At 67.7% G+C, this 11,947-nt stretch carries 11 protein-coding genes; 4 read left to right on the top strand and 7 right to left on the bottom strand.

Features of this window, described 5'->3' with window-relative positions; translation table 11 throughout:
- Positions 1 to 43 precede the first annotated feature (43 nt).
- The 4 genes from GWI72_RS17780 to GWI72_RS17765 all read right to left on the bottom strand — a co-directional run bounded on the left by GWI72_RS17780 (position 44) and on the right by GWI72_RS17765 (position 3,051).
- The gene (locus GWI72_RS17780; protein WP_161677626.1) at positions 44 to 415 is read right to left on the bottom strand and encodes a helix-turn-helix domain-containing protein; all 372 of its coding nucleotides are present in this window, start codon (positions 413 to 415) and stop codon (positions 44 to 46) included.
- Between the two features lie 124 nt (positions 416 to 539).
- Positions 540 to 1,121, bottom strand: coding sequence for a Smr/MutS family protein (locus GWI72_RS17775; protein ID WP_161709528.1), 582 nt, complete (start codon positions 1,119 to 1,121; stop codon positions 540 to 542).
- Positions 1,118 to 2,341: a murein transglycosylase A gene (gene mltA / locus GWI72_RS17770; protein ID WP_161709527.1), complete on the bottom strand. Its 1,224-nt coding sequence runs from the start codon at positions 2,339 to 2,341 to the stop codon at positions 1,118 to 1,120. The genes GWI72_RS17775 and mltA overlap by 4 nt, the downstream gene beginning before the upstream one ends.
- Positions 2,338 to 3,051: a Tim44/TimA family putative adaptor protein gene (locus tag GWI72_RS17765; RefSeq protein WP_161677629.1), complete on the bottom strand. Its 714-nt coding sequence runs from the start codon at positions 3,049 to 3,051 to the stop codon at positions 2,338 to 2,340. The genes mltA and GWI72_RS17765 overlap by 4 nt, the downstream gene beginning before the upstream one ends.
- Before the next feature lie 214 nt (positions 3,052 to 3,265).
- Here GWI72_RS17765 and GWI72_RS17760 point away from each other — a divergent pair, with 214 nt between their 5' ends.
- The 3 genes from GWI72_RS17760 to polA all read left to right on the top strand — a co-directional run bounded on the left by GWI72_RS17760 (position 3,266) and on the right by polA (position 8,070).
- Positions 3,266 to 3,778: an FxsA family protein gene (locus GWI72_RS17760; RefSeq protein ID WP_161709526.1), complete on the top strand. Its 513-nt coding sequence runs from the start codon at positions 3,266 to 3,268 to the stop codon at positions 3,776 to 3,778.
- 104 nt (positions 3,779 to 3,882) lie between these two features.
- Positions 3,883 to 4,911: an acyltransferase family protein gene (locus GWI72_RS17755; protein WP_161709525.1), complete on the top strand. Its 1,029-nt coding sequence runs from the start codon at positions 3,883 to 3,885 to the stop codon at positions 4,909 to 4,911.
- 156 nt (positions 4,912 to 5,067) lie between these two features.
- A complete protein-coding gene (polA, locus tag GWI72_RS17750) occupies positions 5,068 to 8,070 on the top strand; it encodes a DNA polymerase I (protein WP_161709524.1) in 3,003 nt (1,000 codons plus the stop codon).
- Positions 8,071 to 8,088: 18 nt separating this feature from the next.
- Here polA and GWI72_RS17745 read toward each other — a convergent pair whose 3' ends face one another.
- Both GWI72_RS17745 and GWI72_RS17740 read right to left on the bottom strand, forming a co-directional pair.
- Positions 8,089 to 9,048, bottom strand: a complete 960-nt coding sequence (locus GWI72_RS17745) for a methylated-DNA--[protein]-cysteine S-methyltransferase (protein ID WP_161709523.1) — start codon at positions 9,046 to 9,048, stop codon at positions 8,089 to 8,091.
- A gap of 85 nt (positions 9,049 to 9,133) precedes the next feature.
- A complete protein-coding gene (locus GWI72_RS17740) occupies positions 9,134 to 10,582 on the bottom strand; it encodes an aminotransferase class V-fold PLP-dependent enzyme (protein ID WP_390806909.1) in 1,449 nt (482 codons plus the stop codon).
- 119 nt (positions 10,583 to 10,701) lie between these two features.
- On the opposite strand from GWI72_RS17740, the gene GWI72_RS17735 reads away from it, so the two are divergent.
- Positions 10,702 to 11,172, top strand: a complete 471-nt coding sequence (locus tag GWI72_RS17735) for an Lrp/AsnC family transcriptional regulator (protein ID WP_161677634.1) — start codon at positions 10,702 to 10,704, stop codon at positions 11,170 to 11,172.
- Positions 11,173 to 11,215: 43 nt separating this feature from the next.
- On the opposite strand, the gene pyrF is transcribed toward GWI72_RS17735, so the two are convergent.
- The gene (gene pyrF, locus GWI72_RS17730) at positions 11,216 to 11,944 is read right to left on the bottom strand and encodes an orotidine-5'-phosphate decarboxylase (RefSeq protein ID WP_161677635.1); all 729 of its coding nucleotides are present in this window, start codon (positions 11,942 to 11,944) and stop codon (positions 11,216 to 11,218) included.
- Positions 11,945 to 11,947 lie beyond the last annotated feature (3 nt).

Below are 11,947 nucleotides of genomic sequence, written 5' to 3'. Positions count from 1 at the left end.
CCCCGCCGCCGGACGGGGCAAGGCGGCTTCGGGCCGTTGCGGTCTACACGCCGTCGCGGGCAGCCACGACCCGCAGCTGGTGCAGCAGATGGTCGAGGGAGTCCGGCGACAGGCCGCCGATCTTGCGTTCCAGCAGATTGGTCAGCTCGGTGGCCCGCGGATCCAGCCCCGAGGTGTCGATGGTCACCTTGGGATCGGACATTTCGGCCAGGCGCTGGATTTCCTCCGCCTCATCCCAGATGACATTGAAATAGGTTATGATGCGCTGAACGAGGAACCAGGTCGGCTTCCCCCGCTTGCCATGTTCCAGCGCGGACAGATAGGCACTCGAGACGGCAAGCCCTGCTGCCATCTCCTTCAGCGAGATGCCCCGTTTCGCCCGCATCTCCCGCAGTTTTGCCCCCAGCGGTGTCATGCTTCTTCCCTGATTCCCCCGGTCCCCGGTGACGCTTGCCCGACGTCTGGCCCGACCTTTTGCCTGATCCTGCCCCTTTGCCTGGTCCCGGGCCAGACCGATGGCCTCCCGCGGGCGGCCGCCGTCAGCTGTCCTTCAGCTTGCGCAGCCGCACGTAGAGCGCGCCGGCGCCACCATGTGTCAGATGCGCTTCCTCGAAGCCCAGCACGATGCCGCGCAGGTCGGCCATCGCCAGCCACTGCGGCACCACCCGGCGCAGGATGCCGCGTTCGTCCATGTAGGCTGCCATGGCGCCGCTGCCGCCCTTGCCGGTGATCACCAGCACGAATGTATGGCCCTGCTGCTGCGCCAGACGCAAGAAGCCGCGCAACCGGTCATGCGCCTGGTGCTGGGTCAGGCCATGCAGGTCGATGCGCGCGTCGATGCGACGCTGGCCACGCACCACCTTCTGCCGCACCCGGCGCTCGATCGGCGCCAGCGGCGGCGGTCCCTTCGGTGCCGGAGCCGGCCGCATGGCGGTCTCGGTCTGCGGCGGGGGGGCAGCGGCAGCAGGCGAGGCCGGCGGCTCTGTCGGCGGCGGCAGGACGAGATCCGGTGGCGGCCAGGCGGTCGTCTTCAGCGGGGTCGCGGTCGAGGCCACCCGGGTCCAGAGCTCGCGTTCCTCGCCCGAGAGGTTGCGCGGACCCTTGCGCCGTCCGCCGCTCACGAGCCTCGCCCCATGAGGTGCGCCAGCCGTCGCGGCCACAGCAGCACCATGTCGGCCGGATGCCGCACGGCCCCCGCGATTGCGCCTGCCGCCTCGCCGGAGCCGATGAACAGGTCACCCCGCGCCGGACCGCGGATGGCGGTGCCGGTATCGTCGGCAATCATCAGCCGTTGCCAGCGCGGATCGGCAAGTCCGGATCCGGCAAGATCGGCATCGACGAAGACGGGCATGCCGTACGTGTGCAGCGTCCGGTCCATGGCGATGCTGCGTCCGGCCACCAGCGGCACACCCGCCGCTCCGATCGGCCCCTCGGACGGGTCGATGTCCTCGAGGATCCGGAAGAAGATGAAGGAGCGGTTGTGGGCGAACAGCCAGTCCATGCGATCCGGGTTGCGCGCCAGCCAGGCCCGGAGCCCGGTCATCGTGAAGTCTTCCGGCGTGCCCTCGCCGGCCTGCACCAGCACCCGGCCAATGGCCGTGTAGGGATGGCCGGTCTTGCCGGCATAGCCGACCCGAAGCACCGATCCGTCATCCAGCCGCACGCGGGCAGAGCCCTGGACATGGACGAAGAACGCGTCAACCGGGCTCTTCAGCCAGATCAGTTCCAGATCCTGACCCGCCAGCGCACCCGTCATGATCGCCGGCCGGTCGGGCAGGACCTGCAGCCGTCCCTGGCGCAGGACGCCATGCGTCACCCCGTCGGGCCAGCCCGCCGGACGGTTCCGGTCGGTCACCAGCGTCAATCCTTCGGGGGCCCGGTAGAGCGGCGTCGCATGGGGTGCTGTCCGCGTCCGCGAGCCGGCGACTTCCGGTTCGTAATAGCCGGTGACGAAGCCTTCCGCCGCGATCCGGGCCGGAACGAAGGCGTCCTCGAAGAAGGCCCGGGCGGTGGCGGCGGAGGAGCCCGGTGCCGGAGCCCGGTCGCAGATGCGCTTCAGCTCGGCCAGCAATGTTGCCTGCAGCGCACCGGTCGCGGGTGCCCCCGGCTGGGCGTCGTCACGCAGGTCGCAGAGGCGCCGGAAGGCCGCGAGGGCAGCCGCATGGTCGTCCCGGGTCCAGCCCGGAATGTCGGAAAAGGCGATGGCAGCAAGGCGTGATGTCAGCTCGTCGGACACGGGTGCTGCCTTCCCCGGCTTCGCAAATGCGCCGCCCGGAGCGTGGCCCAGGGCGGCGGTCAGAAGGATGAACAGGGCGCCGAGGCGCAGGGCGAGCGGCGTCATTCCGCCGATTCGGTCGCCACCAGCTTCCAGTTCGGATCGCGCGTGTTGGTTTCGCGGGCAAAGGTCCAGATGTCGATGACTTCGCTGACCTTGGCCGGATCACCGTCGATGACATGACCATCGCGGTCGCGGGTCGCGGAAATCAGCTCGCTCTGCAGCCGCACGGTCACCTGCGCGGTTGTGCCCTTCAGTGCCGCTTCGACGATCTCGGCCTTGTTGATGCCGACGAAGGTGGATTCGATCACCTCGCCGCGGGCCTCGCGCTCGTTGATCGCGGTGACGAAGCCGTCGAACACGTCCTTCGACAGGAGCTGCTTCAGCGTCTTGCGGTCACCCTCGGCAAAGGCGGTGACGATCATCTCGTAGGCGCCACGCGCGCCCTGCAGGAACTGCTCCGGCTCGAAGCTGCGGTCCGCAGACAGGATCTGGCGCAGGGCTGCATTGAGAGCCGTGCCCGTCGGCGCGACCTTGTCGAGTACCACTTCGCCGGTCTCGGCCTGGCTGGCCTCCGGCGTCGCCGCGCCCGGCAGCGGGATGACGTTGTCACGCTGCTGTTGCTGCTGGCGCTGGTCGGGGGCCGGCTTGGAGTAGGGATCGAACGGCGGCCGTTCGTTGCCTGTCCGCTTGCCCAGCACCGAACGGAGCTTGAAGAAGACGAAGACAGCCAGTGCCAGGAGGATGATGTTGTAGATGTCCAGAACGTCGCTCATGGTTGCTACCGGCTGTTGATCCCCTGCCTCATGCTCCGACGCGCTCCGGCGTGTCCGGCGCACCGGCAGGGTTCCTCTAAATGTAGGGGCTCTTGAACCAGCATCCAGTGCCAAGAGCAAGACCATTGTTGGGCCGCCCCGGCGAGATGCTCGCAATCGCGTCCCGGCCACCCTATCTTGTGCGGGTTAGCCAACAGTCAACGTCGGGTAATCCGTGGCCTTTCTCGTTCTCGCAGGTTTGATCCTGCTTCCGCTTTCGGAAATTGCCGTCTTCATCTGGGTCGGCGGCGCCATCGGCGTCCTGCCGACCATCCTGCTGACGGTCGCCACCGCGATTGCCGGCACGGCGATGCTGCGCCATCAGGGCCTGTCCCTGGTCCGGCGCATGCAGGCGGAGCTGGACGCCGGCCGCGTTCCGGGCGCGGAAATGCTGCATGGGGTGCTCCTGGTGACCGGCAGCATCCTGCTGCTCCTGCCCGGGTTCATCACCGATACCGTCGGTCTGCTGCTGCTGATCCCGCCGCTGCGCGACCTGCTGGTGCGCCGGATGGCCAGCCGCGCGACGATCATCGCCGCACGTCGGGCCGGCCGCAGCGGGCCCACCGTGGTCGATCTCGACCAGGACGAGTGGCAGCGGAGCCCGGGCCCGGCGGGCGACGCACCCGCCGGCCAGCCGGCGCGGCCGGCGCTCGACAGCCCCTGGCGCCCCGACGGCCCGCAGCCGTGACGGGGCCTGTCGATCACCGGCTTGTGATCCGCGCGCGCCTGTTTTGATCGGCCCCGCGGCAGCTGGCGACAGACAGGCCGACAGGCTCGCGTTAGGTTGCGCGCATGATCATCCCTGCAACACATGGTCCTGATAGGCCGGTCCCGGACCGGATCGCCTGGGTCGACCACGCCAAGGGCATCTGCATCATCCTGGTCGTGATGATGCACGCCGTGCTCGGGGTCGAGGCGGCCGAGGGCGAGACCGGCTGGATGAACCCGCTGGTGCAGTTCGCCGCGCCGTTCCGCATGCCGGACTTTTTCCTCATTTCCGGTCTGTTCGTCGCCCAGGTTCTGGACCGGGACTGGCGGCTCTATCTGGACCGCAAGGTCCTGCACTATCTCTATTTCTATCTGCTCTGGCTGGCGATCCAGTATGCCGTGAAGGCCCCGGTCTTCATCGCCGAACAGGGAGCGGCGGCGACGCTGGCCGGCTTTGTCGTCGCCCTCGTCCAGCCCTTCGGCACGCTCTGGTTCATCTATCTCCTCGCCATCTTCTTCGTCGTGACCCGGCTTCTGCATGACGCGCGGGTGCCCTGGCAGCTGACACTGGCCGTCGCGGCGCTCCTGCAGATCGCCCCGGTCGAGACCGGCGTCCATGTCGTCGACTATTTTTGCGAGCGCTTCGTCTATTTCTTCGCGGGCTACATCCTGGCGCCGCGGCTCTTCGCGCTGGCCGATCTGGCGGTGCGCCACGTCGGCCTGTCGCTGGCCGGCATCCTGCTCTGGGCCGGGCTCAACGGCGCGGCGGTGCTGGCGGGGCTGCACGAGGCGCCGGGCCTGTCGCTGCTGCTCGGCCTTGCCGGGGGCGGCGCCATCGTGCTGGTGTCCAGCCTGCTGGCGGCCTCCGGCCGGGCCGCTGCCCTTGCCTGGGTCGGCGCGCATTCGATCGTGATCTATCTGGCCTTCTTCTTCCCGATGGCGGCGTCACGGGTGCTGTTGCCGAAGCTTGGCCTGTTCGACACCGGCACGCTGTCGCTGCTGGTCACGATTGCCGCCGTGACCGGACCGGTGATCCTTTTCCTGCTGGTCGAGCGCACCGGCCTCGGCCGGTTCCTGTTCGAGCGGCCCGCCTGGGCGCGCCTTGTCCCCTGACCCGGCGCATCCGGTCTTTCGTGCCTTGGGCCAAGCGGGCCTGATCCGCGCCCCCATGCCCGCGCAATTCGGTCTTTCGTGCCTTGGGCCAAGCGGGCCTGATCCGCGCCCCCATGCCCGCGCAATTCGGTCTTTCTTCCTCCGGGCCAAGCGGGCATGATCCGCGCCATGTCGAACGATGCTTCCCCCCCCGCGCTCACCGCTGACGACCACCTCATTCTGGTCGACGGTTCCACCTTCATTTTCCGCGCCTATCACGCGCTGCCGCCGCTGACGCGCAAGTCGGACGGGCTGCCGGTCGGCGCGGTCTCCGGCTTCTGCAACATGCTGTGGAAGCTCCTGACCGAAGGCCTGACGCCGGAAAAGGGCGACGAGCCGACCCATTTTGCGGTCATCTTCGACCATTCGTCCAAGACGTTCCGGAGTGACATTTACCCCGCCTACAAGGCCCAGCGCCCCGAACCGCCGGAAGATCTGATCCCGCAGTTCGGCCTGATCCGAACCGCCACCCGCGCCTTCAACGTGGCCTGCATCGAGCAGGAAGGCTTTGAAGCCGACGACCTGATCGCCACCTATGCCCGCCAGGCGGCGGAGATGGGCGCGCGCGTCACCATCGTCTCCGGCGACAAGGACCTGATGCAGCTGATCGGTCCCCGCGTCGGCATGATCGACACGATGAAGAACAAGATCATCGGCGAACCGGAGGTGTTCGAGAAATTCGGCGTCGGTCCGGACAAGGTGATCGAAGTCCAGTCGCTGGCCGGCGACAGCGTCGACAATGTGCCGGGTGTGCCCGGCATCGGGCTCAAGACGGCGGCGCAGCTCATTCTCGAGTTCGGCGATCTGGAAACGCTGCTGGCCAACGCGCACACCATCAAGCAGACCAAGCGCCGCGAAAACCTGATCGAATTCGCCGAACAGGCCCGCATTTCCAAACAGCTGGTGACGCTGAAGACCGATGTCCCGGTCCTGATCCCCGTGACGGACCTGGCCGTGGAGCCGGTGAACGGGCCCCAGGCTGTCGGGTTCCTCAAGGCGATGCAGTTCACCACCCTCACCCGCCGTGTCGCCGATGCGACCGGGGCCGAGGTTGCCAATATCGAGCCGTCCGAGTTCGAGATCGCCGGCTGGCACACACCTGATGCAAAGGGCCGCCAGATGGAACGCGGCGACGCCGCAGCATCCGTCGATCTCCCGGACGCCTCGGCAAGCCCGCGTTCGGCAGCCGTCGCGGCCGACGTTCCTGCCGGATTGATGACGGCCCGCGCGCTCGCGGAAGCGCGGCAGGACGAAGCCCGCAGCCTCAAGATCGACCACGCAGCCTATGAGACCGTGCGTGACCTCGACCGGCTGAAGGCCTGGGTCGCCGAGGCGACCGAAGCTGGCCTCGTTGCCTTCGACACGGAAACCACCTCGCTGGATGCCATGCAGGCGAACCTCGTCGGCGTGTCGCTGGCAACACGGCCCGGCCGGGCCTGCTACGTGCCGCTTGGCCATGTCGACGGCGAAGGCGACCTGCTTGGCGGCGGCGGTCTGGTTCCCGGCCAGATCCCGCTGCGCGAGGCGCTAGACGTCCTCAAGCCGCTGCTGGAGGACGCGGGCGTCCTCAAGATCGGCCAGAACCTCAAGTATGACTATCTCCTGATGCTGCGCTACGGCGTTGCCATCGGCCCGCTCGACGACACCATGCTGCTGTCCTACGCGCTGGACGCGGGCAAGGGCGGCAACGGCATGGACGAGCTGTCGGAGCGCTGGCTCGGGCACGCGCCGATTTCCTTCAAGGACGTGGCCGGCTCGGGCAAGTCGATGATCACCTTCGACAAGGTGGCGATCGACAAGGCGACGGCCTATGCCGCCGAAGATGCGGACGTGACCCTTCGGCTCTGGCGCGTGCTGAAGCCGCGTCTGGCATCTGAGGCCATGACCACGGTTTACGAGACGCTGGAGCGGCCGATGGTTCCGGTGCTGGCCCGCATGGAGCGGCGCGGCATTTCCATCGACCGGCAGATGCTGTCGCGCCTCTCGGGCGATTTCGCGCAAGGCATGGCGGCCGTCGAGGCGGATATCTACGCACTGGCCGGCGAGACCTTCAACATCGGCTCGCCGAAGCAGCTGGGCGACATCCTGTTCGGCAAGATGGGCCTGCCCGGCGGCAAGAAGACGAAGACCGGAGCCTGGTCCACCTCGGTCTCCGTGCTCGACGATCTGGCAGCGGAAGGACACGAGCTGCCGGTCAGGATCGTCGAGTGGCGTCAGCTGGCCAAGCTGAAGTCCACCTATACCGATGCGCTGCCCGGCTTCATCAACCCGGAGACCCGGCGGGTCCATACCTCCTATTCGCTGGCCGCGACGACCACGGGCCGGCTGTCCTCGTCGGAACCGAACCTGCAGAACATTCCGGTCCGCACTGAAGCCGGCCGCAAGATCCGCAAGGCGTTTGTGGCCGACAAGGGCCGCAAGCTGATCTCGGCCGACTACAGCCAGATCGAGTTGCGCGTGCTGGCGCATATCGCCGACATTCCGCAGCTGAAGAAGGCATTTGCGGATGGTCTCGACATCCACGCCATGACCGCAAGCGAGATGTTCGGCGTGCCGGTGAAGGACATGGATCCGATGGTCCGCCGCCGCGCCAAGGCCATCAACTTCGGCATCATCTATGGCATCTCGGCCTTTGGTCTTGCTGCCCAGCTCGGCATTTCGCGCGGCGAGGCGGGCGACTACATCAAGATGTATTTCCAGCGCTTCCCCGGCATCCGCGACTACATGGAAGCGGTGAAGCGGGAGGTGCACGACAAGGGCTATGTCACCACCATCTTCGGCCGCAAGGCGCATTATCCGGACGTGAACACGTCCAACCCGTCCATGCGCGCCTTCTTCGAGCGCGCGGCGATCAACGCACCGATCCAGGGATCGGCGGCCGATATCCTTCGCCGGGCGATGGTGCGGATGGAGGGCGCGCTCGCCGCGGCCGGATCCACGGCAGAGATGCTGCTGCAGGTCCATGACGAGCTGATCTTCGAGGTGGCGGAGGACGGCGTCGACCGCGCCATCCCCGTCATCCGTCAGGTCATGGAGACGGCCTGCGAGCCCTCCCTCCGCCTCACGGTACCGCTGCAGGTCGATGCCCGCGCGGCCGACACCTGGGACGAAGCACACTGAACCGACCGGGGCCTGTGCTCAGCCCATCTGCAGCACCGGCCCCGTCAGTCCGGCTTCCCAGCCGAGGATCGCGCGCTTGCGGGTCAGGCCCCAGTGGTAGCCGCAGAGGCCGCCGGTGCGGCCGAGAACCCGGTGGCAGGGCACGACGAAGGAGATCGGGTTGCGCCCGACCGCCGTGCCCACCGCCCGCGCCGCGCTGGGCTTGCCGAGGCTGCGGGCGATGTCGGAATAGGTGGTGGCCCGGCCCATCGGGATCTTCAGCAGCGTCTGCCACACCCGGATCTCGAAATCGGTGCCGATGAAGACGACGTTGAGCGGCGTGTCGGACGCCCAGGCCGAGGGATCAAACACCCGCACGGCATAGGGCAGCGTTGCCTCCTGGTCGGCGACGAAACTGGCGGCCGGCCAGCGGCTGCTCATGTCCTCGAAGGCTGACGTTTCCTCGCCCGGATCGGCAAAGGCAAGGCCTGCCAGTCCCCGCTCGGTGATCATCAGCAGCACCTGGCCAAAGGGGCAGGGGTGGAAGCCGTAGCGGATGGTGACGCCGGCACCGCGGCCGCGGTAGTCGCCCGGTGTCATCGCCTCATGCGTCACGAACAGGTCGTGCAGCCGGGCGGGTCCGGACAGGCCAACCTCGTAGGACGTGTCGAGGATGCTGGCCGCATCGCGCAGGAGCGCGCGGGCGTGGTCGAGCGTGATCGCCTGGACGAACTGCTTCGGTGTCAGCCCGGCCCAGCGCGAGAACACGCGCTGCAGCTGGATGGGCTGCAGGCCCACCTGCCGTGCCAGATCATCGAGCTGCGGCTGGTCGCGCCAGGTCTCGGTGATGCGCTCCAGCGTCTCGCGCACGACCTGATAGTCCCGCGCCGCATCCTCGCCGGTGGCGATGGCGGGGATCAGCTCGGCGCCGACCGCATTGGCGCGGGCGGTCGCCAGATCAGGGGCGGCAAACAGGTCGGACTGGGAGGCATTGGCCATCTGGAGCACTCGGCAGGGTCAGGTTCGGAATGTTGGCCGACCTTACCCCGCCCTGCCCCGGTTGAGCCACCCGATATGCGAGGGCTCAGCCAGCCTTGCGGAACCGCGCGGTGCGCGGATCGCCGACATAGAGCTTGGCCAGTTCCTGGCCGTCGCGGGCGAGCTGCGCCACGCTCTCATGAATGAAGCGCGCGGTGGCGTCATCCATCAGGTAGCTGAAGTTGAGCCGTGTCCAGCCCGGCTTCTCCATCTCCTCGCCCGCCTGGATCGAGGCGCGAAGCTCTTCCGAGCGCGTCTGGTCGATGCCGAGCAGCCGGTGCGCGTAGGGGCCTGCACAGGCGCAGCCGCCACGTGCCTGGATGCCGTGGAAATCCGACAGCATCCGCGTGAACAGCTGCGGATGCACCCGGTTGCCGGCCGCGTCCTCGATCTGGAAGGCGAAGATCGGCAGCCGGTCCTGCCTGTCGCCCGCGAGGATCTTCAGGCTCGGGTGTCCGGCCCAGGCCGCGAAGGCCATCCGGGCAAGGGCCTTGTCCCGGGAGAGGATGAAGTCCTCGCCGACCGTATCCTTGATCAGGAAGGCAAGGCCGGCGCGGATGTCGCCGACGACATTCGGCGTGCCGGCTTCCTCACGGGCCGCCAGCGAGGCGGAATAGTCATGCGCCCAGGGCGAGACGAAGGCAACGGTGCCGCCGCCCGGCCAGGTCGGCTTCACCGCCCGGACGGCCGAATTGCGGATGATCAGGACGCCCGAGGCCCCCGGTCCGCCGGGGAACTTGTGCGGCGAGACGACGATTGCATCCCTGGCGCAGTCGCTGCCGGAGTTCATGCGGATCGGCAGATAGGGGCCGCCGCCGGCATAGTCCCACAGCGCCAGCGCCCCGTGTGCCTTGAGCAGCCGCGTCACTGCGTCCACATCGGTCAGGAGACCGGTGACATTGGAGGCGGCGGAGAAGGCGCCGATGACGAGGGGGCGGCCGGCCAGACGGATCAGCTCGGCCTGAAGCTGCGCCATGTCGGGGCCGCCCTCGGCCGCCTCGGCGATCTCGATCACCTCGGCACCGCTCTCGCGCCAGGGCAGGATGTTGGAATGATGCTCGTAGGGGCCGATCAGGACCGCCGCCCGGTCGTCACCTGTCGTGCCATGAAGGCCCGCGACGCCGAACAGGTTGGCCGCCCGGTTGATTGCCGCCGTCGCGCCCGAGCCGGTGAAGATGACGGTGCAGTCCTCGCCCGCGCCCGTAACCTCGGCGATCAGCGCCCGCGCCTCGCGCCGCAGCTGCGTCATGCGCGCACCGCACCAGGACGCTTCCGTGTGGCTGTTGGCGTAGTAGGGCAGCACCTCGGCGAGGATGAACTCCTCCACCTGCCGCAGGGCCCGGCCGGAGGCGGTGTAATCCGCATAGACAAGCTTGCGCGGGCCGAAAGCCCCTTCGATCATCATGCCTTCGCCGATCAGGCCCGCGCGCAACGTGTCAACGAGCGACGGGTTTGCGGCCAGGTGATCACGGAAATCGGCGAGGGACATCGGCATGGCGGGTATCCTGCGAAAGTGCGAATGCGCAAGAATTTATGCGATGCCTCTTGAGATGAATTCCAAAATTTCACACTCTGGAGATCATTGACCTGAAATTTGTTCGATGGAACCCGGAAATGATTGACCAGTTCAACAAGGCCATCCTGAAGGCGCTGCAGCAGGATGGCAGCCTGACCCAGCGCGAGCTGTCGGAAAAGGTTCACCTGTCGCCCAACGCCTGCTGGAACCGCATCCAGACGATGAAGAAGGACGGGGTGATCACCGGCCAGACCGTGCAGCTCGACCGCACCCGGCTGGGGCTTGATCTGGTGGTCTTTGCCATGATCCGCACCCGGCATCACTCGGCCGAATGGCTCGAGACCTTCCGCCGCCATGTGCAGGCGATCCCCGAGGTCATCGACTTCTTCCGCATCGGCGGGGACTATGACTACCTGCTCAAGGTCGTCACCCGGGACATGGCCAGTTACGACGCGGTCTATCGCCGCCTGATTGCAGGCGTCGAACTGGACAGCGTGACGTCCTATTTCGCGATGGAAGCCATCGAGGAACAGCGGCCCCTGCCGATCCAGGAAACGCGCGAACGGTAAACCGGGCAGAAATCGTGATCCCGGTCCCACCTGTCCAAGAGGGTCACAGCGCCGAGGCAATCTCTTCGACGATGGCTTCGGCGGCCCGGCGCGGATCGGCAGCCCGGCTGATCGGCCGGCCGATGACGAGATAGTCGGACCCTGCGCGGATCGCGTCTGCCGGGGTCATCACGCGCTTCTGGTCGCCGTGGTCGCTGCCGGCGGGGCGCACGCCTGGCGTCACGATCACCAGCTCCTCGCCAACCAGCGGCCGCACCAGCGGTGCTTCCAGCGGCGAACAGACGAGGCCGCCCATTCCGGCGGCCCGGGCATCCGCGGCCCGGCTGGTGACGAGATCGCGCACCGGCTTGCCATAGCCGGCCGCCGCCAGGTCCGCCTCGTCCATCGAGGTGAGCACGGTGACGCCGAGCAGGCAGAGATCGGTCACGCCGGTGTCCTCAAGGGCGGTCACGGCGGCGCGCATGGTCTTGGGATAGGCATGCAGCGTGACGAAACGCACGCCCATGCGGGCGATGTTGCGCACGGCGCTGGCGATGGTGTTGTCGATGTCGAGCAGCTTCACGTCGAGAAACACGTCGATGCCCTCGCCCGCCAGCTCGCGGGCCAGCTCGAGGCCGCCGGCAAACTGCAGCTCCATGCCGATCTTGTACACGCCGACCGCGCCTCTGGTCGCCGCAATCAGGTCCCGCGCCTCGGCCACCGTCGGCACGTCCAGAGGCAGCACGAGGCGTCCGGTGGCAGACTGCGGGGCAAAGCGGCTGCGGCGCGTCATGGG

The sequence above is a fragment of the Pannonibacter sp. XCT-53 genome (genome assembly GCF_009915765.1).
GTDB lineage: Bacteria > Pseudomonadota > Alphaproteobacteria > Rhizobiales > Stappiaceae > Pannonibacter > Pannonibacter tanglangensis.
The sequence above is the reverse complement of the archived record's forward strand: the minus strand, read 5'-3'. Positions and strand labels throughout refer to the sequence as shown.